This is a genomic window from Amycolatopsis sp. NPDC051045 (assembly GCF_040682955.1).
Lineage (GTDB): Bacteria > Actinomycetota > Actinomycetes > Mycobacteriales > Pseudonocardiaceae > Amycolatopsis.
The window spans coordinates 53,160-77,437 of the sequence record NZ_JBFBCC010000017.1 but is presented as its reverse complement, the minus strand read 5'-3'; the positions used below and the strand labels follow the sequence as shown (position 1 = coordinate 77,437).

Annotated in this window: 12 protein-coding genes; 5 read left to right on the top strand and 7 right to left on the bottom strand. The window is 71.4% G+C overall.

Features of this window, described 5'->3' with window-relative positions; genetic code table 11:
• The first annotated feature begins 260 nt into the window (after window positions 1-260).
• From AB0M80_RS32840 to asnB, 5 genes are all read left to right on the top strand, one after another.
• Window positions 261-1,622, top strand: coding sequence for a DUF6002 family protein (locus AB0M80_RS32840; RefSeq protein ID WP_364572709.1), 1,362 nt, complete (start codon window positions 261-263; stop codon window positions 1,620-1,622).
• A gap of 92 nt (window positions 1,623-1,714) precedes the next feature.
• Entirely contained in the window at window positions 1,715-2,743 is a 1,029-nt protein-coding gene (locus tag AB0M80_RS32835; RefSeq protein WP_364572707.1) for a GNAT family N-acetyltransferase, read from the top strand.
• A gap of 13 nt (window positions 2,744-2,756) precedes the next feature.
• A complete protein-coding gene (locus AB0M80_RS32830) occupies window positions 2,757-3,263 on the top strand; it encodes a hypothetical protein (protein WP_364572705.1) in 507 nt (168 codons plus the stop codon).
• On the top strand, window positions 3,260-3,832 hold the full coding sequence (locus AB0M80_RS32825) for a thiamine pyrophosphate-dependent enzyme (protein WP_364572703.1): 573 nt from the start codon (window positions 3,260-3,262) through the stop codon (window positions 3,830-3,832). The genes AB0M80_RS32830 and AB0M80_RS32825 overlap by 4 nt, the downstream gene beginning before the upstream one ends.
• Window positions 3,833-3,841: 9 nt before the next feature.
• On the top strand, window positions 3,842-5,668 hold the full coding sequence (asnB, locus tag AB0M80_RS32820; RefSeq protein WP_364572701.1) for an asparagine synthase (glutamine-hydrolyzing): 1,827 nt from the start codon (window positions 3,842-3,844) through the stop codon (window positions 5,666-5,668).
• On the opposite strand, the gene AB0M80_RS32815 is transcribed toward asnB, so the two are convergent.
• Genes AB0M80_RS32815 through AB0M80_RS32785 form a run of 7 tightly spaced genes read right to left on the bottom strand, consistent with a single transcriptional unit; the run spans window position 5,655 to window position 24,244 of the window.
• A complete protein-coding gene (locus AB0M80_RS32815) occupies window positions 5,655-6,557 on the bottom strand; it encodes an LLM class flavin-dependent oxidoreductase (RefSeq protein WP_364572699.1) in 903 nt (300 codons plus the stop codon). The genes asnB and AB0M80_RS32815 overlap by 14 nt on opposite strands.
• Before the next feature lie 15 nt (window positions 6,558-6,572).
• Window positions 6,573-7,043 carry a pyridoxamine 5'-phosphate oxidase family protein gene (locus AB0M80_RS32810; RefSeq protein ID WP_364572697.1) on the bottom strand — a complete coding sequence of 157 codons (471 nt, stop codon included), beginning with the start codon at window positions 7,041-7,043 and terminating at the stop codon, window positions 6,573-6,575.
• A complete protein-coding gene (locus AB0M80_RS32805) occupies window positions 7,037-10,678 on the bottom strand; it encodes a beta-ketoacyl synthase N-terminal-like domain-containing protein (protein ID WP_364572695.1) in 3,642 nt (1,213 codons plus the stop codon). The genes AB0M80_RS32810 and AB0M80_RS32805 overlap by 7 nt, the downstream gene beginning before the upstream one ends.
• A gap of 18 nt (window positions 10,679-10,696) precedes the next feature.
• Window positions 10,697-17,689, bottom strand: coding sequence for an amino acid adenylation domain-containing protein (locus AB0M80_RS32800; RefSeq protein ID WP_364572693.1), 6,993 nt, complete (start codon window positions 17,687-17,689; stop codon window positions 10,697-10,699).
• Complete coding sequence (locus AB0M80_RS32795; protein ID WP_364572692.1) at window positions 17,686-18,279, bottom strand: condensation domain-containing protein; 594 nt, start codon at window positions 18,277-18,279, stop codon at window positions 17,686-17,688. Before AB0M80_RS32795 ends, AB0M80_RS32800 begins: the two co-directional genes overlap by 4 nt.
• Window positions 18,276-21,497, bottom strand: coding sequence for an amino acid adenylation domain-containing protein (locus AB0M80_RS32790; protein WP_364572690.1), 3,222 nt, complete (start codon window positions 21,495-21,497; stop codon window positions 18,276-18,278). The genes AB0M80_RS32795 and AB0M80_RS32790 overlap by 4 nt, the downstream gene beginning before the upstream one ends.
• Window positions 21,494-24,244 carry an amino acid adenylation domain-containing protein gene (locus AB0M80_RS32785; protein WP_364572688.1) on the bottom strand — a complete coding sequence of 917 codons (2,751 nt, stop codon included), beginning with the start codon at window positions 24,242-24,244 and terminating at the stop codon, window positions 21,494-21,496. The genes AB0M80_RS32790 and AB0M80_RS32785 overlap by 4 nt, the downstream gene beginning before the upstream one ends.
• Between the last annotated feature and the right edge of the window lie 34 nt (window positions 24,245-24,278).

Here is a 24,278-nt window from a genome sequence, read left to right as displayed (position 1 = left end):
TCGGGACCAAGCCGAGCCGGAGCGGGTACTCAGTGTCCCGAATTTGTCCATTGCGGACTGATTCACGGTCATTCTTCCGCATCGCCAAGAGGGGCAATACGCACGGCACAAAATGACGAGCGCATTCGTGAAGAGGTGTCCTCCACCTCATGCCGTGCATGATGGGCTGAGGGAACAGACCGTGAAGCACGAAATGTGCCATGCGTGTTCCTATGAGATGGCCCCACGATTTCCGGCTCGCGTCCCGCAAGGAGCACAGAATGGCCGACCGTTTCCGCGTGATAACAGGACCCCCCGATGTCCTGACCCGTCACGGGGACGACCTGCGCAGGGCGCTCACGGTGGCCGGGCAGAGCCGCCCGCCTTCCGTCGGCTTCCAGCCGGAGTTCGCGCTGCCCGACCCGTCGCCACGGCTGCGCGACTTCTTCTCGGTCGTGGACCTGCCGTTCCGCCGGCTCGGGCAGGTGGGCGGCAAGGAACTCGTGTTCTTCGATCTGATGGGCAATCCCGGTACGCGGACGGCAAAGACGCTGGCGTCCACGGTGATCGTGGCGCGCGCGATCCGTCACATCGACCGCACCGGCGAACCGATCGTGATTCTCACGCCGTCCTCGGCGAACAAAGCGACGGCCTTGCGCGACGCCGTTCTGCGCGCCTACCAGACCGGTCTCGCGAACCCGGACAGCCTGCGGATCGTGACCCTGGTGCCCGACGCGGCGCGGCCGAAACTGTGGTCGTCCGAGTTGACCGACGATCCCGCGCTCGCCGCCGCCAACCCGATGTGCGTACTGGCTCCCGGCCACCCCGACCACGTGAAGACCGTGGCGCTGCAGGCGCTCGAGATGTACTCCACCGAGGTGTACGAGCGCACCGGGGCCCGGCTCTGGCACACCCTCGACCTGGCCAACTATCGCTGCGCCGATGCCGTGCGGGCGTTCGTCGAGCAAACCGACCTGCCACTGGAGCCCGGCCGGACGCGGGTGCACGCGCACGCCGTGTCGAGTGCGTTCGGCTTGCTGGGCCACCACTTCGGCACGACGCTGCTGACCGACCCGCCACGGTCGGGCTACTTCCTGGTGCAGCACCTGGACACTCCGGACATGGTGCAGAGCCTGCACGGCATCTCCGCGCCCGATTACCGCTTCGACCCGGCGACCGGTCTGTACCACCAGGACGTCGAGCCCCGCTACCCGGCGACGACGTTCGACCCGGCGGAGAACCTGGAAGCCACCTTCTACACCCGCAATCCTGCGACGTCGCCCGCGATGAACCGGATCATCGAGGCCCAGGGCGGCGGCGGCCTCGTCGTGTCGCTGCACGAGTGCCTTGCCGGCTACGGCCGCGTCAGGGCCCTGCTCGGCGACGCCGGCATCACGCTGCCCGCGGATCCCCGCTCGTTGCGCGAGTGGTCGCTGGTGATGCTGCTGACAGGCGTGCTCAACGCCGTCGACCGCGGACTGGTCGACGCCGACGAGATCGTCATGCACGCCTCCGGTTCCTACGATGCTTCGGACTACACGCCGATTCCGGACCGGTCGCTGCATCCGGTCGGTGGCGTCGCCGATCTGCGGCTGGCGATCCTGGACACGGCAGGCGTGCGATCGCCGCGGCGGGTGGCGTGATCGTCTCGGCGAGAGCCCGATATCGATGGACGACCGGCGGCGGCGCATGGGCGAACCTGCACCAGAAGGCGTCCAGTTTGCCCGGGCGGGCCATGGTCGACCAGCGTCTCGCCGCCGAGGACGGCAGCCTTTCCCTTCGCTACCAAGGGTTCCCCGAGGGTCTCAAGTACATCGTGCCTTATCCCGGGGAACAGGGTGACCTGGTGGCGGAGCCGGCGCGACGCACCGGCTGGCGGACGATCCGCGACGGCGTCGCCGAGCCGGGAGCGGACGTGCTCCTCGTGGGCTGTTCGACATCGCGGATCCGGCGGCTGCCACCACAGCGATCCCTCGTATTGCCGTTCCGGGTCAACCTCCTGCTCGACGTGAGCGACGACATCGACGCGATGTACCGGCGGGTGTCACGCAGGCAACGACGCGAGTTCGCCGCGTCGCGCCGCAAGCACGAGTGGGCCGGCGAGATCTCCCGCGACGAGGCCGATTTCGCTTTCTTCTACGAGCGGATGCACCTGCCGGTCATGGCCGTCAGGCACGGCGGGCAGACCCGGAGCACGGACCGCGACGTCGCGCTGCACTGCCTGCTCCGCAAGGGGTTCCTCTTGTTCGTCACGGAGGGCGAGAAGCGGGTCGCCGGCGTGCTGTGCCGGCTGGACGACCGCGGGCGGACGCTGCGGATGCGCCTGCTCGGCGTGCTGGACGGCGACGAGACGCACTACCGCAGTGGCGCGGTGAAGGCCGTCTACTACCTGACGATGGAATGGGCCGCGGCCAACGGTGTATCGCGGATCGACTTCGCGGGCGCCGATCCCTTTCCCGGCCGGGGGGTCTACCAGTTCAAGGCACGATTCCACCCGATCACGACGTTGCCCACCGACCACTACCGGGAGCGCAGGGTCTACGTACGCATCGAAGCGGACACCCCGCGGGTGCGGGACTTCCTGGTGGCCACCCCGATGATCACGGTGGATGGGTCCGGCCGACTCGTCGCCACCTACTTCCGCGATGCGGTGCGCCGCGAGCGCACCGATATCGCGGCCGAGGGTCCAGGCGTGCACGCGACCCGCGTGCTCGACCTCGACGAGTTCCTGGTCGGCGCGCAGCGGACGCCGACCCGCCGCTGAGAAGGAGACAGTTATGCGCACCCCAGTGTCAGCGTTGGCCGAAGAACTGGCCGACGACCTGCTGGCAGCCGGGTTCGGGCCCTTCCTGAGCACCCCGTGCGGAATCCTCGCCGGGCTGCAGGACGCGATCGCCGAGCGAACCGAACTGATGACGGTCCCGAGGGAGGACAACGCCGTCGGCATCGCGGCGGGCGCGGACCTGGCCGGACGGTTCCCCGTCGTGCTGATGCAGAACTCCGGGCTCGCCCAGTCGGTCAACGCGATCGCGTCCCTCGTCGTGCCCTACCGGCTGGCCATGCTGCTCGTCGTGAGCCTGCGTGGCGTCGATCCAGACCCCACCCAGGAGAACCTGGTGATGGGGCAGTTGACGGTGCCGTTGCTGGACGGCCTCGGCGTCGAGTCGCGGGTCCTGGACCGGGACTCCGAGGGCGTCGTGTCCTGGGCGCACAAGGTCGTCGCCGAGCAGCGGCGGACCGCCGCGCTGCTGGTGCCCCCGACTGCTTTCGGGTGGCGGCCGTGAACAAGACCGCAGCTGTCGGCGCCGTGCTCGACGCGGTCAAGACCGAGCCGATCGTGTTCACCACCGGATACGCCTGCCGCATCGCCAAGGGTATCGCCGATCGGCCCAACCACTTCTACATGACCGGTTCGATGGGGCTCGCCTCGTCGATCGCCATCGGGATCGGCCGGCAGACCAAGCGGCCGACGGTCGTCGTCGACGGCGACGGCAGTTTGCTGATGAATCCCGTCGGCCTGTTCACCGCGGGCTCGATGGGCGACCTGCCACTGGTGCACGTCGTGCTCGACGACGGCAGGTACGCGTCGACCGGTGGGCAGGCGGTGGCGCCCGCCGGTGCCGACTTCGGGGCCATGGCCGTTGCCTGCGGCTACCGCGATGTCCGCCGGGTCACCGACGTGGCCACGCTCGGTGCCATCCTGGGCGCGGCGATGCGCGCCTGCGTGTCGCCGATCTTCGTCCACTGCTTGCTCTCCGACGTGGACGATCCGGTATCCGGTCGAGTGGATCTGGACCTGCACGAGTACACCGAGCGGCTGCGCGGTCACATCCGCGGGCTGCTCGCGGCGTGAGGAGATCTGATGTGCGGCTTCGTCGGGTGGCTCGACTTCGACCGGGACCTGCGCACCCAGCGGGCGGTGATCGACCGGATGACCGACACCATGCGCGATCGGGGCCCGGACGCGCGGGGCACCTGGGTCGGCACGCACGCCGCGCTCGGTCACCGCCGGTTGGCCGTCATCGACGTCGACGGTGGCGCGCAACCGATGGTGGCCGAAGACGGCCCGAACCGCTCACCCGTGGTGCTGACGTACTCCGGGGAGATCTACAACTTCCGGGAACTGCGTGCCGAACTGACGCAACTCGGCCACCGGTTCACCAGCCGGTCGGACACCGAGGTGCTGCTGCGGTCCTACCTGCAGTGGGGCGCCGGCTGCGTGGACCGGTTCAACGGGATGTTCGCGTTCGGCATCTGGGACTCGGTGCGCGAGGAGATGGTACTGGCCAGGGACCGGCTCGGTATCAAACCGCTCTACTACGCCCCGCTCGCGCACGGCGTGCTGTTCGCGTCGGAACCCAAAGGGCTACTGGCGAATCCGCACTTCACGCCGGCCCTCGACACCGACGCACTGCCGATCCTGCTCAACCCGAGGCTGGCCATGCCCGGCGAGACGCCGCTGCGTGGCATGCGGGAGGTCAAGCCGGGGCACCTGGTCCGGGTGGATCGGCGCGGCTGCCACGAGTACCCGTACTGGCGGCTGGTCAGCCGGGAGCACACGCAGAGCCTGCCCGAGACCGTCGCCACGGTCAGGGAACTGCTCACCGACACGGTGCGCCGCCAGCTGGTCGCGGACGTGCCCCGCGCCGCGTTGCTGTCCGGCGGCCTGGATTCCACCGCGATGGCCGCGTTGGCCGCGCGTGAGCTCGCGATGGCCGAGGACGGCCCGTTGCTGACGTACTCCGTCCAGTTCACCGGCGAGGAGCAAGACTTCCGGCCGACCGCGCTGCGCCCGGAACGCGATGCGCCGTACGCCGCCCTGGCCGCCAAGCACCTGGGTACCGAGCACGTCGAGGTGACCCTGGACGCGGCCGATGTCGCCGGGGCGGTGCGCGCCACGCGGAGGGCGCGGGACCTGCCCAGCCTCGGCCAGTTCGACACCTCGATGTACCTGATGTTCGCCGCGCTGCGGGAACGTTCGACCGTCGCGTTGTCCGGTGAGGCCGCCGACGAGGTGTTCGGCGGGTATCCGTGGTTCCACGATCCGGCAACGGTCTGGCGCGACACGTTCCCGTGGCTGGGCAACGCGCCCCGGCTGGCCGACTGCCTGAACCCGGACCTGCGCCGGGCGTTGCGCCCGGCCGAGCTGGAGGCCGACCGGTACGCCACGCTGCGCGGGCAGGTACCCCGGCTGCCCGGAGAGGACAGGCTGAACGCCCGCATGCGGGAGGTGCTGTTCTTCAGCTTGCACGGTCCGTTGGCCGTGTTGCTGGACCGCAAGGACCGGATGAGCATGGCGGTCGGCCTCGAGGTGCGGGTGCCGTTCTGCGACCACCGGCTGCTGGAGTACGTGTGGAACGTGCCGTGGGACATGAAGATCGCCGACGGCAAGGAGAAGAGCCTGCTGCGGATGAGTTCCGCCGACCTGATCCCGGACGAGATCCTCAACCGTCCCAAGAGCGCGTATCCGGCCATGCACAACCCGGCGTACGACCGGATGGTGCACGAAAGGGTGCGCACGCTGCTGGCCGACGCGTCGTCGCCACTGGCGCCCGCACTGGACCCGCAGCGGGTCGTCGACCTGGCGGAGCAGGGGCCGACCATGACCCACGCCAGCGCCGCGCACCTGCTGATCCCGTTCCTCGAGGTCGACGTCTGGATGCGCGAGCACGGGCTCACGCTGGCGTGACGAACGACCCGCGCACGGCGTCGACGGCCAGTTCGAAGGCGTGCTGGTCGCCCTGGAACACGCCGTGTGCACGAGGCCACGCGAGCACGATGTCCGTGAAGCCCAACTCGGCGCAGCGACCGACCAGGTCGACGAGTCGATTCGGCGAGCGGTACGGGTCCTCGGCCACGCGGCTCAGGTTGACCAGTCTGCCCAGGCCGGCCGGCGTCCGACCGGCCTGGACGCACAGTTCGTCCAGCCGGTCGACCTGCCGGCGCAGCCGGTCGAACGCTGCCTGCTCGGGCAGCCCGCCGGGGGTACCGGTGGCGCCGATGGTCACCCAGGTGTCGGCGAACTCGACGGCGACCCGCATTCCCCGGGGACCTGCGGCCGCCACCGCGAACGGCACCCTGGGCCGCTGTAGGCAACCGGGTGCGAGGTACACGTCGACCGCCGAGTACCACGTGCCGGTGACGGTGCAGGGTCGTTCCCGGAGGACGCGGTCGACGACGGCGACGAACTCGGCGAACCGCTCCGCCCGGCGGGCAGGGGGCAGCGGATCGCCGCCCAGCGCGGTCTCGTCCGGGCCGGCCGCACCGGCGCCGACACCGAGTACGAACCGGCCGCCGCTGGCGTGGTCCAGCGCCATGGCCTGGCCGGCGGTGAGCACCGGATGCCGGAAGTTGGGCGAAGCGACCAGGGTGCCGAACCGCAGGGTGCTGGTCGCGGCCGCAGCGGTGGCGAGCGTGGTCATGGCGTCGAACCACGGGCCGCCACGGAGCGACCGCCAGGACAGGTGGTCCAGCGTCCAGGCGTGGTCGAACCCGAGTTGTTCGACTTGGTGCCAGCGGGCCGCCGCCTGCGGCCCGGCCGATTCGGGCAGCACCAACGCACCGAGCCGGATCGACATCAGCTCGCCCTTCCGTTACGAGAGAGGCACTTCGACCCGGTGGTCGACCGATCCCGTTTCCGGGTCGAGGATCCAGCGCCGGGTGATCCTCGCGCGGTAGAGGCGGAACCGGGCCGGTGCCGTGAGCTGGTCCGGTGTCATCGAGCGGACGCCGGGAAAACGCGGGGTGAAGGCCACCTGGACCGCGTCGGCCAGTTCCGCGTCCTGGACCTGCTCGGCCGTCGCGCGCGCATACACCGCCTGCGCGGTCCCGATGACCGCCTGCGAGTCGAAGACGACGATGCTCACCTCGGCCCGCCGGCTGATGTTGTGGGAGTGCGCCGTGTCGGGCGAGGAGATCCAGTAGAAGTCCGCGTACCTGTCGGGCGTGTAGTACAGCGGTGTCAGCCACGGCGTGCCGTCCCGATCGGACGTGCCCAGCGTCAGATAGCGGTTGGCGTCGATGATCGCGTTGGCGATACCGATGTTGTCGGGCTTCGTCACCATGACCCCTTCTTCGATGTCGGCGAGCCGGCGGGCCGCAACCGGCCGACGGGAGGAACAACGGCGGCCTCCAGCATTCCGTTGATCCGGCCGGCGAGCCATTCGACATGCTCGCCGAGGATCGACCAGTGGTCGCCGGGCGCCGCCACGACCCTGGTCGTACCGCGGTAGAGCGGCGCGACCTTGCGCCGCAGCGCTTCGGCCTCACCGGCCCGCCGGACGGTCTTGAACACCACGATGTCGCACGGTACCGGTCGCGGCCGATAGCGCAGCATGGCCGCGAGATTCGCGTTGAACACACGAGCGAAGTCGATACCCGGCACGTCCCGGACCACGGCATCGGCACCGGGCGGACCGTACAGCCGGTTGCTCGCCATCGACCGCAGGGTCCGTGCCAGGAAACCGGGCCGGCTGCGCAGGGCCCGGCCTGCGGTGTCGAACACACAGGCGTCGATGGCGACCAGTCCCGTCACGGTCTCGCCGGCCTCGGTCAGCAGCCGCGTCATCTCATGGGCCACCATGGCGCCGACCGACCAGCCGCCGAGCAGGTAGGGCCCATCGGGCTGAACGCGGCGGACCAACTCGACGTGGTGCGCGGCGATGTCCTCGAACCGGCGCAGCGGCGTGGCACCATCGTGCAGGCCGGGGCTTTCCAAGCCGTAACACGGCTGTTCCGGATCGAGCAGTCCGGCCAGCCGCCGGTACACCAGCGAACTGCCGGCGGCCGGTGCCGCGAGGAACAACGGCGGCCGTTCGCCGTTCGCACGCAGCGTCAGCAGGTTCGCCCGGTCGGCCGGTGCCTCGGGTTGCGCCTGTCCCGCCAGCTCGAGCAGCCGGCCGAAGACGGGCCGCTCGGTGAACGCGGCGAGCGGCACGGCGATGTCCAGCGCGTCCCGGATCCGGCCGAGCAGGTTGATCGACATGATGGACTCGCCGCCCAGCCGGTAGAAGTCGTCCTCATCGGACACTTCGGTCACACCGAGCACCGAACACCAGATGCCGGCCAGGCGCTCGGAAAGGGGACCGCCCGGCCGGTCGCCGGCCCCGACCTCCTCGATGAGCGGTGGCCGAACCGTCGTCGTGCCCCCGGTCGGCTCGAACGAGTAGGCGGGCAGCGTGCAGCGCTGCCCGGACGATTCGCCCACCAGCACGTCGACGTCGAACCCGTGCTCCCACAGCGCCGCCAGAGCGGCGAGCAGGGCGTGTTCCTCGTTCTCGTCCTCGGCCCCGTCGACGGTGATCGCCCGGAACTCCGGCCGCCAGTCCGGATGCCCGGTGAGCGGCCGGGTCATCGACCGGCCGGGGCCGAGTTCGAGGAACACCCGGCACCCGCTCGCGAGCAGCGTGTCCGTGCACGCGCCCAGTTGTACGGTGCTGACGAGGTGATCGACCCAGTAGGACGCCTGCGTCACGCGGTTCGCGTCGGCGGGCCTCCCGGTGAGATTCGACAGGAACGGCAGCGTCGGCTTGGCCGAAGGAACGGCGGCGACGACGGCACCGAGCGCCTCGGCGGCCGGACGGACCAGGGGGCTGTGGAAGGCGCGATCGGTGTCCAGCAGCCGCGCGGTGAGCCCGTCCGCGCGCAACGCTTCGATCGCGCCGGCCGGTCCGGCGAGCACCGAGTGGCGCGATCCGGCGACGGCGAGTGACAGGTCGGGGCGCGCGTCGAGCAGTTCACGTACCTGCTCGGCGGGCGCAGTCACCACGGCCATCCCGCCGGGTGGCGTGTTCCGCATGGCACGGCCGCGCTCGTGGATGAGGGCGAGCGCATCCAGCGGAGTCCACAACCCGGCGACGGTGGCCGCGACGTACTCGCCGATGCTGTGGCCGAGCATTGTGGACGGCGTCACGCCGAACGCCATGAACTGCTGGGCGAACGCGTAGCCGACGGCGAACAGGCTGAGTTGCTGGTGCACGGTGTCGCGCAGCCAGGAGGGATCGGTGGCCGGCTCGAGCGCGGCGCCGAGGTCGACGCCGAACCGCTCCCGCGCCGCCGTCGCCAGGTCGTCGAACGTCCTCCGGAACACCGGCAGCAGCCGGTGCGCGGAGCCACCGAAACCTGAGCGCAGCGCGCCCTGGCCGGGAAACAGGAAGGCGACCCCGGCCTTGGCCGTCGCGGTGACTGCGGGTCTCGTCGTCCGCAGGGCCGCCGCGAGTTCGGCCGGGTCGGAGGCCACGACGGCGCCGCGGTGGCCGAACCGGCGCCGTCCGTTGGCCAAGGTGAGGGCCACGTCCGCGGTATCGACGTCGTGCTCTGCGGAATCGAGGTGGTCGGCGAGGTCGTCGCGCATCCGCCGCAGTGCCGCCGGTGCGTTCGCGGACAGGCAGAACACCCTCGGCCGGCGCGCGGCAACCGGGCGAGTCCGATCGGGTGCCGACTCCAGCACGGCGTGCACGTTCGTGCCTCCCATGCCGAACGAGCTCACCTCGGCCAGCAACGGACCGTCTCCCCGCCACGGCTCGTACCGGTCGGCCACCACGAACGGGCTGCTCTCCAGCTCGAGTTCCGGGTTGGGCCGCCGGTAGTGCAGGGTGGGCACGAACTCGCGGTGCCGCAACATCAACGCGGTCTTGATGACGCCGACGGCACCGGCCGCGGGCCCCGTGTGGCCGATGTTGGTCTTCACCGAGCCGAGCCTGCAGTACCCGACGCGATCGGTCTCCTCGCGGAACGCCTGCGTCAGCGCCGCGACCTCGACGGGGTCGCCGATCCGGGTCCCGGTGCCGTGCGCCTCGACGTAGCCGACGTCACCGGGATCGACGCCGGCCCGCGCGAGCGCGAGCTGGATGACCGCACGCTGGCCGGACACGGACGGCGTGATGTAGCCGACCTTCTCGGCGCCGTCGTTGTTCACCGCCGAACCACGGATGACCGCGACGATCGGGTCGCCGTCGGCGAGCGCATCCGTCAGCCTGCGAACAACCACCGCCGCCACTCCGTTGCCGCCGACGGTCCCGGTGGCGTCCGCGTCGAACGCACGGCAGTGGCCGTCCGCCGAGTTGATGCTGCCCGGTCGGTGCAGATAGCCGATGGCCTGCGGCATCCACAGCGACACGCCGCCCGCGATGGCGGCGTCGCACTCGTAGCTCAGCAGGCTCTGTGCCGCGTAGTGGATCGCGACCAACGCCGTCGAGCATGCTGTCTGCACGGTCAGCGCGGGACCGCGCAAGCCGAGCTTGTACGCGACCTTGGTGGCCAGGAAGTCCTTCTCGTAGCCGATCAACCGGGCGACCTCGTCGGCGTCCACCGCCGGCAGGCCGGGGTTGACCATGTTGCCACCCGCGAAAACGCCGATCCAGCCCGGAAATCGTTGCGGATCGATGGCCGCGGCATCCAGGGCGGCCGCCGAAGTCTCCAGGAACACCCGGTGCTGCGGGTCGAATCCGGCCGCCTCGGCCGGGCTGTAGCCGAACAGCTCACGGTCGAAGCACTCGCCGCGTTCGACGACCCCCCGCGCCGGGACGTAGTCCGGCCTGCGCACCAGGTCCGGGTCGAGGCCTGCGGCGACGAGTTCGTCGACCGTGAAGCGGCTGATGCTCTCCACGCCGCGGCACAGGTTGTGCCAGAACCGCTCGGGCGTGTTCGCGCCGGGCAGGCGGCAGGCCATTCCGGTGATGGCGATCGCGCCGTCGGTCATCGGCTGGTCCCCCTCACGTCACCGGGCGGGCCTGGCCCGGCGTGCCCATGTCTGCCGCGCCTTGCGTGCCCGGTCCGCGACGGACTCCTTGACCTGGGCGCCCGGCGCGGACCCGCCGGGGGCGGCCAGCGCGTTCGCGAGGGTGTACACGGTCGGGTACTCGAAGAGCTGCCGGATCGGCAGTTTCGTGGACAGCACCTCCTGCAACCGGGAGTGCAGCGTGGCCAGCAGCAGCGAGTTGCCACCCAAATCGAAGAAGTTGTCGTGCGCGCCGACCGTCTCGATGCCCAGCACGTCCGACCACACCGCCGCGATACGTTGCTCCAGCTCGTTCCGCGGCGCGGTGAACTCCGCGACTCCCGCCACGTCGGCGCGGCTCGGCTTCGGTAGCGCACCGACGTCGACCTTGCCGCGGGAGTTCAACGGTAGTCCGGGCAGCCACACCACCGCACTGGGAACCATGAACTCGGGCAGCGTCACCTTGAGCCGCGCCAGCACCGAGTGCGTGTCCGCCTGGTCAGGCGTGTGCGCGACCAGGTATGCGACCAGGGGCGCCGGATCGTCCGGGAACGTGTGCACGACGGCTTGGTGCACCAACGGATCGTTGCGCAGCTGCGCCTCGATCTCCTGCGGTTCGATCCGGTAGCCGCGCACCTTGAGCTGGCGGTCCAGGCGGCCCAAGTACTCCAGGGTGCCGTCGGGCAACCAGCGCCCCCGGTCCCCGGTGCGGTACACCGGACCGGGATGGCCGTCGGGGTCGAGGGTGGCGAAGCGTTCCCGGGTGAGGTCGGGCTTGCGCCAGTATCCTTTCGCGACGGACGTGCCGCCGATGTGGATCTCGCCGGGCATTCCGGCGGGACAGCGCCTGCCCGCCTCGTCGAGGACGTACACGCGCGCGCCCGCATTCGGCCTGCCGATGCAGTTGAGCACGGTCGCGGTCGCCGGAACCACTTCGTGCAGCGTGGTGTTGTACGTCTCGGTCGGCCCGTACGAGTCGCAGATCCGATAACTCGTGTCCGCCGGCGGTAGCACGGTCAGCGCCGAACCACCGAAGACGAGCCAGCGCACGGAGGGCAGTTCCGCACCGGTGGCCCACAGCGCCTCGGCCAGCGGCGTCGGCGTGAAGAACAGGGTCACCCGCTGCTCGGTGAGCCAGTCGGCCAGTTCGGGTGCGATCACCTGCCGTTCGTGGACAAGCAACTCCGCGCCGGCGCACAGCGTCTGCCACACCTCCCACTGGGTCATGTCGAACGCGACGCTGTGCAGCCAGCTCGCCCGATCCGACCGGGTCACCTCGAAAGCGTCGATGTGCCACTGCGTCGCGATGGCGAGACTGCGGTGGCTGTACTCGACGCCCTTCGGCGTGCCCGTGGTGCCCGACGTGTACAGCACGTACGCCGTGGCGTCCGGGTCCGGCAGCGCGCTCGGCCCGCCGGTCGCAGCGGGAACGGCCGTGGTCACGTCGACCACGGGCACGGCGTCGCCGGGCACCTCGGCCAGCAGGGACGGATCGTCGGTGACGACGGCGCAGGCGTCGAGATCACCGAGGACGTAACCGATCCGGCCCGGCGGGTAGCCAGGTTCCAGTGGGCAGAACAGGAAACCGGCCTTCCACGAAGCGAGCATGGCGATCACCATGTCCTCGCCTCTGGGCAACAGCAGCGCCAGGGCAGGCTGTTCGCCCTTGGCCAGTGGCCGTAGTACGGCGGCGAGCGCCTCGGCGCGCTCGTCCAGGCCACGGTAGCCGAGCACGCCGCGGGTGGACCGGATGGCAGGAGCGTCCGGCGACTCGGCGCACCACCGGCTCACGAGTTCGGCCACCGACCGGACGTCGGCCGGTGCCACGCCCTGTTCCATCCGCGCGAGTTCGGCGTTCTCCTCAGCGCCGACCAGATCGAGCAGGTGCAGCGGCTGGCCGAGGACGTCGGCGAAGGAGTCGATCAGGTGGCCCAGCCACCGCGCCATCGCCCGCACCTGGCCGGCGGTGAACCGGTCGCCCCGGAACATCAGCGTGCCCGCGAGTGCGCCGTCGGCCTCGTCGAAACCCACGGTGAGACCGAACTTCCCCGCGTAGCCGGCACCGTCGTGGTCGAGCTCGAGCGGCGACAACTCGATGTCGTCGGCCAGGACCAGCCGCTCGCTGCCGTCCGTCGTCACCGCGAGCAGCACCTCGATGTAGGGAGTCCAGCCCGGCCGCCGGGCCGGCTTGAGCCGGTCGACCACCGCGTCGAACGGCACGTCCTGGTGGTCGAACGCGTCCAGCACCGTGTCCCGCATGCGCGTCAACAGATCCGCGACGGTCGCCTGCTCCGGCAGCTGCGACCGCAGCACCAGGGTGTTGAGGCACGGCCCGAGCACGTCGGCGAAGTCGTCGCGGTTGGCCACCGGTGCGCCCAGCGTCACGTCGTCCTCGCCCGTCCACCGGTGCAGCAGCGCGGCGACCGCGGTGGCCGCCACGATGAACCACGAGACACCGTGCTCGGCCTGGACGAGACGCAGCCTGGCCGACGCGTCCGGGCGCAGCGGGATCGGCACCGCGCCCGCCGGTCCGGTGGCCAGTGGCGGGACGATCGCCGGATAGGCAGGCGCGTCGGAAAGCACATCGGCCCAGTGCTCGACACCGGCCGCGTCGTCCCGGCCGGCCTCCGTGGCGAGCACGAAGTCCCGGAACTGGGGGCCGGTCGTGGGCAGCAGTCCGGCCAGCGGCGTGCTCGCGAACTCCGACACGTTGTCCAGCAGCGCACCCAGCCAAGCGGCCATCCGCCGCACGGTCGCTGCCGGGTAGCGGTCACCCCGGTAGGACATGACGGCGCCGATCGCGCCGTCGTCGTCGATGAACGTGACCGTGATGCCGAACTTCCTGTCGTGCTGCCACCGGTCGAACGGGACGGACACCATCCTGGCCGCGCCGAACTCCGTCTCGTCGGCGGAGTTGACCAGCACAGCGAGGGACACGTCGAGGTAGGGGATGCGGCCGTTGGTGCGCGGGGGCGCGAGCCGGTCGAGCACGGCGGGCAAGGGCACGGCCTGGTATTCGAACGCATCCAGGAAGGATTCCCGGACACCGTCGAGCAGATCGGCGAACGTGTCCTGCCGGCCCGTACGGGACCGCAGCACGACCGTGTTGAGGCACGGACCGAGGACGTCGGCGTGGCGCTCGTCCTCCCGGTTCGCGACCGGCAGGCCCACGGTCACATCGTCGGTGCCGGACCACCGGTGCAGCAACGCCGCGACCGCGGCCGCCGCCACCATGTACCACGACGTACGGTGCTCGGTGCACAGGTCGGCGCACCGGCGCGTGAACTCGGGGGAGAACGGCACGGTGACGGCGCCGTGCGGGCCAGGCCGGGACGGCGCGGGGCCCAGGTCGAGCGCGACCGGCGCACCGGCCAGGTAGTCCGACCAGAACGCGACGCCGTCGGTGCCCTCCTCACCGGCCAGCCACGCCGCCTGGTCGGCGACGACTTCGCGGAACTGCAGCGGTTCCGGTCGCGGCGCCGCGGGCACGCCGAGCGCCTCCGCGTAGTGGGAGGCCAGCTCCGCGACGAACACCGGGATCGATCCGCCGTCGAAGACCAGGTGGTGCAGGCACACCAGCAGGACGTGCTCGTCGGCGAACCGCACCAGCCGAACCCGCAGCGGACGGCCGGCGGCCAGGTCGAACGGGGTTTCCGCCTCCTGGTCGACAAGGGCATCCACGTGCGCCCTCCGGTCGGCGCCGCGGACATTCCGCCGGTCGTCGACGGCCACCTCCGGCTGCCACGGCTCCCGGACCACCTGCCGGGGCTTCCCGTCGTACTCGACGAACGCGGTGCGCAGGATCTCGTGCCGGGTGACCAGCGTGCCGAACGCGGCGCCCAGCGCGGTCGCGTCCACGTCTCCGGCGAGCCGCCACACCAACGGCACGTTGTACGCCGAACCGGCAGGATCGAGCAGTTCGGCCAGCCACATCTGCTCCTGGATGCCGGAGACCGGCGATCCCGCCACCTCGGACACCGCTCGAGTGCGCCGGTCGACCCGCTCCAGATCGATGCGGTCGGCCAGCTCCTGCACGCGGGGGTGGCCCAGCAGGTCGCGCAGGGACAGCCGAACCCCGGTCACCGCGGCGAGCTCGCCGACCAGCCGGGTCGCCAGCAGCGAATGCCCGCCCAGGTCGAAGAACGAGTCGTCGGCGCCGGGTTCCGCCACGTCGAGCACCCGCGCGAACACCTCGGCGACGAGACGGCCGGTCGCCGTCGTCGGCGTGCGGCCGGTACTGTCGGGCAACGTCTCGGCGTGCAGGCGCAGGGCCGCGTAGTCGAGCTTTCCGTTGACGTTCAGGGGAATACCGGGTACGGCGAAGTAGCCGGAGGGCACCATGTACGCGGGCAGGGTCGCGCCCACGTGCGCTCGCAGTTCGGCCGGTCGCGGCGGCTCGCCGGCACAGCACAGGTAGGCGACGAGCCGGCCCGTGCTGCCCCCCTCCAACGCGACGTGGGCCTCGGTGATCGCCGGGTGTTCCTGCAACCGGGATTCGATCTCGCCCGGCTCGATCCGGTAGCCACGCAGCTTGATCTGCGTGTCACTGCGGCCGTGGAACTCGAGGGCGCCGTCGTTGCGGTGCCGGACCAGGTCCCCGGTGCGGTACATGCGCTGACCGGGTTCGCCGAACGGACAGGCGACGAACCGCTCCGCGGTCAGGTCGGGCCGGTTGAGATAGCCGCGGGCGACCTGCGTACCGGCCAGGTACAGCTCGCCGACGACGCCGGGTGGTACCGGGCGCAACCGCTCGTCCAGCACGTAGGCCCGCATGTTCGCCACGGGTCTGCCGATGGCGACGGAGCCGGGCGGCAGGGGTGCTCCGGGGTCGAAGAACTCCGCTACACAGCCGACGGTGGTCTCCGTCGGTCCGTATTCGTTGGTCACCCTCACCTGCGGGTTGGCCGCACGCCACGCGGCCAGCGCCTCCCTGGGCAGGGCTTCGCCGCCGACGATCAAGTCGACCGACGGTGCGACCTCGGTGTCGACCATGGGCAGGTGACCGGGTGTGCACTTCAGGAACGTGGCCTTGCCCGCGCGCGCAGCCGGCTCGTCGACCGCGGCGAGCCGTACGACGCCGCCCGAGACGAGCGGGCAGTAGAACCCCGTGATGCTCAGATCGAACGACAGGGGCGACGGCATGAGCGCCTCGTCGCGGAGAGCGGGGTAGGTGCGCAACGCGTAGTCCACGTAGGAGTGGACCTGCCGGTGCTCCGCGACGATGCCCTTGGGGCGGCCGGTCGAGCCGGAGGTGTACACGACGTAGGCGGTAGCCGCCGGGGACAGCGGCGCGAGACGTTCGCTGTCGGTGAGGTCGGCGTCGTCGCCCGCCGCCGGATCCGGCTCGTCCAACGTGAGAACCGTGGCGCCGGCCGGGAGCCGTCCGGTGGTCGCGGCGGTCGCCAGGATGAGGACCGGCTTCGCGTCGGCGATCATGTACGCCATCCGGTCCACCGGGATCTCCAGGTCCAGCGGCAGGTAACCGGCGCCCGACTTGAGCACGGCGAGCGTGGCGACCGCGAGCGTGACACCGCGCGGCAAGGCGATACCGACGAGCGCCTCCGGCCCGGCCGCCAGTCCGACCAGTCGTCTCGCCAGCCGGTTGGCGGCGGCGTTGAGCTGCCGGTAGGTCATCGTGTCGTCGCCGTGGATCACCGCGATCCGGTCCGGCGTCCTGGCCGCCTGCCGCTCGAACAGCGAGTTCAGCGTGGCGGGCTCGAAGGGGTACGCGGTCTCGTTCCACGTGTCCAGGACCAGCTCGCGCTCGGCGTCGCCGATCAGCGGCAGGTCGGCGACGAGAGCGTCCGGATCCGCGACGCACCCGGTCAGCAGGCGCACGAAGCAACGGGTGATCCGGATCGCGGTCCGCTCGTCGAACAAAGCGGTCCGGTAGCGGAGGCCGATGCCCGCGTTGCCGAGCTCGAACGCGAGATCGCCGGTCGTGGCGGCCGGAAGGCGCACGGCCGGTTCGCCGTCGAGGCCGACCTCGAACGAGACCTGGTACGGCGGATGGGGTTCGTCGGCGGCGAGGGGCGTGGCGCCGTGTTCGTCGACCTCGGCCAGCACCTCGTCGACTTGGCTCAGCAGGGCCGCGAACGTCGGCTGACCGGCGACCGCGACCCGCACCGCGGCCGCGTCGGCGAAACCACCCAGGAGGGAAGCCACCTCGGGCAGGTCACGTCCATCGACCGGCACGCCGAACACGACGTCCGCGGTGTTCTCGGTCAACCGGGCCAGCAACGCGGCGCCCGCGGCGATCAGGACCGTCCTCGGCGTCACCGACCGCTCACGCGCCAGCGCGGCGATCCGGTTCACCAAGCCGGCTGGAAGGCCGGCGTCCGTCCGGGCGCCGGTGGGGTCCGCGACGGCCGGACGTGGCCGGTCCGTCGGCGGCAGCGTGATCGGTGGTGCGCCGGCCAGCCGGTCTCGCCAGAAAGCGATCTCGTCCGCGGCGGCGCCCGACGCCGGCAGGTCGCGCTGCCAGACCGCGAAGTCCGCGTACTGCACGGGCAACGAAGGCAGTGCCGCGGGCCGGCCCTCCTGTGCGGCCCGGCACAGTTCGGTCAGTTCCCCGGTGAGCAGGTCGAACGACCGGTCGTCGAACACGGCCTCGTGCGCCGCGAAGAGCAGGGACAGGCCGGTGGCGTGCCGGACCGGCCGGGCGCGCCACAGCGGCGCCGAAGACAGCCCGAACGCCGCGAGTTCGGCGGCCGGCCCGGCGAGCTCGGCGCTGTCGGCGATGTCCACGGTGGAACCAAGCTCGACTCGTTGGTCGGCCGCGACGACTTGCACCACCTGGCCGCCGTCGCGTCGCAGCCGGGTGCGGAGGCTCTCGTGCCGGGCGACCACCGCCGCCAACGCGGCACGGACCTGCTCCTCCGTCGACCCCTCCGGCAACGGGAGCGCCCGGCACAGGGTGTGCGCGGACGAGCCGTTGTCCTCCTCCCACAGCCTTTCCTGTGCGAACGACGCTGGAAACACCCATTCGGTCACTGCGGCCCTCCCGGACGCGGTAGCTTCGGAACAGTCGCTCCGCCGGGCGGAGCGGCCGGGCGGACCGGCCGGTCCTCGGGCGACGGCTCGGGGAGCAGCGCGGGCTGCCGGTACGCCGCCCGCAGTTCGCGCAGGAAGATCGGCAACGACGCCGCGTCGGAGACGAGGTGGTGCAAGCCGAGGAACAGCACCTGACGATCGCCGTCCAATTCCGCGATGCCGAGGCGCAGCAGGCGGTTCGTGCTGATGTCGAACGTTTTCCTGGCCTGCTCGGACAGCCAGCCGGCCAGCAACTGCCGTGCGCCGGGCACGCCCCGCAGGTTCACCACGACGACCGAAGGGATCCACGGCTCGTCGATCCGCTGGTACAGACGCCCGTCGTGCTCGACGAACGTGGTGCGCAGGATCTCGTGCCGCTCGATCACGGTCGCGACCGCGTCGGCGAGCGCCGCGGGCGACAGCCGCCCCTGCACCTCCCAGGCGTACGGCACGTTGTACCGGCCCAGATCCGGTTCCAGCCGCTCCGCCAGCCACATCCGTTCCTGGACGTTCGCCGCGGGCAGCAGGCCGTCGGGGACGGTTCTGGTCATCGGCCGGACTCCTTGATCACGGTGAGCGCTTCGGCGAAGCCCTTGGCGGTGGGGTGGTCGAACAAGGTGCGCACGGTGACCCGCACTCCGGTGCGCCGCCGTAGCCGGCTCACCGCGCGCGTGGCCAGCAGCGAGTCGCCACCGAGGTGGAAGAAGTTGTCGGTGACGCCGATCCGGGAGTGGCCGAGCACCGCCTGCCACTCGGCGCACACGATCTCCTCGATCTCGTTGCGTGGCTCGACCACGGTGGTGGCCGTCGTCAACTCGATGCCGGCGAGCTTGGCCCGGTCGACCTTTCCGTTGGCGGTCAACGGGAAGCTGTCGAGGATGGCGATCCCGGTGGGCACCATGTAGGTGGGCAGCGTCGCAGCCGCTGCTGCCTGGACGTCCGGCACGGACGGGCGATCATCCGGGTCGGCGAGCAGGTAGCCGACCAGGCGCGGCCCGTCCTGCTCCGTGCGGACCGCGACCACCGCGGACCGCACGCCGGGGCAGCCGGCCAGGACCGTCTCGATCTCGCCGAGCTCGATCCGGTAGCCACGGATCTTGACCTGGTCGTCGCGCCGGCCGAGGAACTCCAGCACTTCGTCCGCGCGCCACCGCACGAGGTCCCCCGTGCGGTAGAGGACGGCGTCCCCGTCGCCGTAGGGATCACGCGGAAAACGCTGTGCGGTGAGCTCGGGGGCACTGACGTAGCCGAGCGCCACGCCCAGCCCGGCCACGCACAGCTCACCGGGCGCACCCCGGGGGACCAGCCGCAGCCGGTCGTCGAGCACGTAACAGCGCGTGCCGTTGATCGGCTTGCCGATCGGCACCGACGTGGCGTCCGGCGGCAGGTCGGTGATCAGGTGGGTCGTCGTGAACGTCGTGTTCTCGGTGGGGCCGTAGCCGTTGCGCAGTACGGCAGGCGGATGCCGGAGCACGGTCCGCACGGTCGCCACGTCCAGCGCCTCCCCGCCGACGATCACGGTGCCGACCGTCGCCACCGCGTCCGGTACCGCCCGGATCGTGTGGTTGAACAGCGACGAGGTCATCCACAGGGCGGTGATCTCCCGGTCGCGCAGGCACGCGGCCAGCCGGTCCGGCTCGACCACCACGTCCTGCGGCACGATCACCAGCTCCGCGCCGGTCAGCACCGCGCCCCAGATCTCGAAGGTCGCCGCGTCGAAGGAAAGGCTGCTGGCGTGGGCGATCCGGTCACCCGGCCCGAACCGCACGTAGTCGGTGTCGTGCACCAACCGGACCACGCCACGCTGCGGTACGCGGATCCCCTTGGGCCGCCCGGTCGAACCGGACGTGTACATGACGTACGCCAGGTCCTCCGGTGTCACGTGAACCCGCGGCGTCTCTCCGGCCGCTTCGTCCGAATCGACCAGCACACGTGGTCCGGTCCAGCCGGGAGTCCGGTCGGCGAAGTCCGCGCGCGTCACCATCAGGCCTGCGTCCGCGTCGGCGAGCATGTAGCTCAACCGGTCCGCGGGATAGCCGGGGTCGAGGGGAAGGTAGTGCCCTCCAGCCCGCAGCACCGCGAGCAGAGCCACGAGCAGATCGGCGGAGCGGTCGAGGCACACGCCGACGCACCCCGGCCGGCGGTCCAGCGTCGCGGTCAGCCGCGCCGCCAGCCGGTCGGACGCGTCGGCGAGTTCCCGGTAGCTGAGCACTCGATCGCCGTCCCGGACGGCCGGCATGCCGGGATGCCGCTCGACCTGCTCGTCGAACACCTCGAGCATGGTCAGCTCCGCCTGCGCCGCCGGACCGTCCGCGTTGCCCCACGCCAGCAGTTCGGCGCGTTCCCCCGCGTCGAGCAACGGCAAGGCGGACACCGGGACCGTCGGATCGGCACCGGCCGAGTCGCACAGCCGCTCCAGGTGGACCACCATGCGCCGGATCGTCGCCGCGTCGAACAGGTCGGTGCGGTAGTCGACCTCGACCCGCAGGCCGTCGTCGGCTTCCGACACGTACACGTCCAGGTCGAACTTCACGACACCGGGGTCGAAGCGGAACGGCGAACACGTCGTGCCCGCGAGCCGCAGGCCGTCGCCGGGTGTGTTCAGGTACGACAGCACGACACCGACCAGCGGCGGCCTGCCCGGGGCGCGGCCGGCGCCGAGCGCGTCCACCAGCCGCTCCAGCGGGAGGTCCTGGTGTTCCTGCGCGGTCAGGGTGCACTCGCGCAACGAGTCGACGAGTTCGGTGAAACTCGGCTGCTGCGACAGGTCGGTCCGCAGCACGACGGTGTTGACGAAGAAGCCGACGAGCGTCTCCAGCTCGGCGCGTCCCCGGTCGGCGATGGCGGCGCCGATCGCGACGTCGGACTGCCCGGTGTGGCGGGACAGTACAGCGGTCAGCGCCGCGGCCACGACGGCGAACATCGTCGCGCCCTGGCGCGCTGCCAGGCGGCGCAGCGGCCGAACGATCGCGGCGGGTAGGTGATGCTCGATCCGGGCGCCCGACCAGCCCACTGTGGACGGTCGCGGCCGGTCGGTGGGCACGTCGAGCAGGGGCATCCCGGCCAGTCGCTCCTGCCAGTGCGACACCTGCCCGGCGAGCACGTCGGGGGTGCACCGGCGCCGCTGCCACGCCGCGAAGTCCGCGTACTGCAGGGACGGCTCGGGCAGCAGCGGTGGGATCGCGAGCAGGAACGACGCGTACAACTCGGACAGCTCACGGCTGAGCACCCCCAGCGTCCACTGGTCGGCGACGATGTGGTGCGCGCAGAGCAACAGGACGTGGTCGTCGACGTCGATCCGGAACAGTTCGGCGTCCAGCAGCGGACCGCGGCGCAGGTCGAACGGGGTACGCACGTGTTCGCGCGCGAGTTCGGCCGCCCTGCGCAACCGGTCATCGACGGAGGCACCGTCCACTTCGGTCACCCGAACCGGGAACGGCTCGGCGGCGCCCACCACGGCCACCGGCCGGCCGGTGGCGTCCTGGTCCAAAGTGGACCGCAAGACCTCGTGCCTGCGTACGATCTCGGTGAGCGCGGCACTGAGGCAGACCACGTCGACGTGGCCGCGCACCCGGTGCGCGAACGGGATGTTGTACGCGGCGCTGCCGGGGTCGAGCTCGTGCAGGAACCACAAGCGTTCCTGGACGATGGACAACGGCGCCGGACCCGAACCGTTCGGCCGAGGCGTGATGGGATCCGCCGGCCCGGCCCCGCTCAGCCGCCGCAGTACGGCGGCTTGAAGCGATTCGCCGGTCAGGTCCGTGGTCACGCCGCCTCCCGAGGTGCGCACAGGTCTGCCTCGATCGCGGCGGCCACCCGGTCCGCGATCGCCGCGACGGTGGGTTCGGCGAGCAGGTCGCGGACCCCGATGTGGACGCCGAACTGTCCCGTGATGCGGGCCGTGAGCCGGGCCATGGTCAGCGAATGCGCGCCGAACGTCCGGATGTCGTCGTCGAGGCCGATGTCGGGATGACCGAGCAGTTCGGCGACCAGCGGGTGCACGGCGGCCTCCGCGGGTGTCTTCGGCGCGGTCGGGGCGCTCCCGGCCAGGAGCCACGACGGGGGTGGCAGCGCTGTGCGGTCCACCTTGCCGACCGGCGTCAGCGGCAGCCGCTCGAGCACGAGGATCAGGTCCGGCATCTCGTGCGGCACGAAGCGTTGTGCCAGTTTCTCCCGCAACTCGGCTCGTAGCGCACGATCGACCGATGGCCGGTCGCGCCGTCCGGCCGGCGCGGACGCGGGTACGCCGGACCCGTCCGGCCAGTTCACGGCGACCGGTGCGGGTTCCCGCACCCACGCCGCATCGACCGATCCGTCCTCGTGCCCCGCCCACCAGCTCAGCCGGGTGTGGTAAGGCGTGCCGACGGCGACGCCGAACAAGTCGAGTGGCGTGGCCGTCTGCGGCCGGTCCGGCTCGGCGGCCTGCCGGAGGTCGCCGACCGTGGCGAACGAGGCCCAGCCGGGCGGCGCCCCGGTCGCGATGGGAATGCGCCGCACCGCGACCACCGGCCCCTGGTGGTTCCGCAGCAGTGCCCGGATCGCGCTGAGGTTCAGACCGGCCGACCAGTCCAGCCAGTCAGCCTCGACGCGACCGGCAGGCGGCCCGACGTGCACCACCACGTCGAACGTGGGAGCACCGGACTGGCGGTGGGCGGGCGTCAGATCGACCGCGGCGACCCGGCCCATGTCGCGCAATGCGCCGAACGCGCTCGGGTGCACGGCCAGTCCGGTGTCCGCGCGCACCCGGCCACGCACCCGCCAGCGCAGCTCCTCGATGGTCATCTCGTCCGGAGCGCTCGCCAGTTCCCGCTCCGCGTGTCCCGCGGCCAGCAGCGGCAGGGACCGCACCCCGGACGCGACGACCACGCCGCCGTCCCCGGTCGTCCGGACCGCCTCCCCGATCGCGGCGAGAAGCGTGTCGACGCAGCGATATCCAGCAGACCGGCAGTCGAGCACGGTCGCGTCGAACTGCGCGCTCGCGTCCACGTCCGCGACGGCGTCGACACGGACGTGCCGGGCGGCGACCCGGTCGATCCCGGCGAGACCGCTCCCGACTTCGAGAATCGTGCCTGCCGTGCGCAACTGGGCGAGCGTCACCTCGTCGGCCCTCGTCACGGCTCGGGGAGCCGGCGTTTCGTCCAGGTCGCCGTCGGGCACCCACGCCGGATCCGCCTCCACGTACGCGACCAGCTGGGCCGGCTCGCCGGGTGGCCGGATCGCGCCCACCGCGGCCTGTGCGACGCCCGGGTGGTCGAGCAGCGCGCGCTCGATCTCCTCCGGTTCGATGCGATGTCCGCGCACCTTCACCTGCCGGTCGAGCCGGCCGAGGAACTCGAGACTGCCGTCGGCGCGACGACGGGCCAGGTCACCGGTGTGGTAACGGGTCGCGCCGGGGGCATCGGGATCCGGCCGGAATCGTTGCGCCGTGAGGTCCGGGCGGCCGAGGTAGCCGCGGGCGACACCAGGACCGGACACCACGATCTCGCCCGGCTCGCCGTCCGGCACCGGACGTTCGTTCTTGTCCAGCAGGTGGACCACGACGCCGGCCAACGGGTGACCGATCGGGATCGGGCCGCCGCCGGTGGCGTCGTCGTCGACAACAGCGGACGTGACGTAGACCGTGGTCTCGGTCGGGCCGTAGATGTTGACCAGACGGAAGGGCAGCCCGGCCTTCGGTCGCCTGCGTAGCGCTTCACCCCCGGTCACCAGGTAGCGCAAGGGCAGCTCGGCAAGGCCGGGCTGGACGAGCAACAGCTCGGCGAGTGCGGTGGTCAGGAAGCACACAGTCACGCCGGCGGTCCGCAGCGCGGCCACCAGCCGAAGCGGCTCGGCGCGATCGTCGTCGGCGATGGCGACGAGCCGCGCGCCGACGACCAACATCGGCCACAGGTCGAGGATGGCGGCGTCGAAGCTCAGCGGAGCGGCGAGCGATCCGCGATCCGCGCTGGTCAGGCCCAGTGCCGCGACGTGGCGGTCGCACAGGTGGGCGATGCCGCCGTGGGTCAACCGCACGCCCTTGGGCGGCCCGGTCGAAGCGGACGTGTACATGACGTAGGCGACGTCGTCCGCCCGCACGTCCTCAGGTGGCGGCTCGGCCGGGTACCCGGCCACGAGCCCGGCGTCCCGGTCGAGCCGGATCGTCACCGTCCCCGTGAGCGTTTCCAGCCCGCCGGTCGTGACGAGCACGCCCGCTCCGCTGTCGGTGAGCAGGTACCGCAGGCGCTCGATCGGGTAAGTGGTGTCCAGTGGCAGCACCGCTCCGCCCGCCTTCAACACGGCGAGCTGCGCGACGTAGTGATCGATACCGCGATCCAGGTGCAGCGCGACCACCGAACCCGTGACCACGCCCAGCGTCCGCAGGTGGTGCGCGAGCCGGTTGGCCCGTTCGTCGAACTCGCGGTAGCTCATCGTGTGACCGGCGCAGGAGATCGCGGGCACGTCCGGCGTGTCGGCGGCCCAGCGGGAGACAGCGTGGTGCACCGGGCCGGAGGACCACGGGGAATGGGCAGCTTGCACCGCCTCATGATCTCGCCGGCGGTAGCGGCGCGGC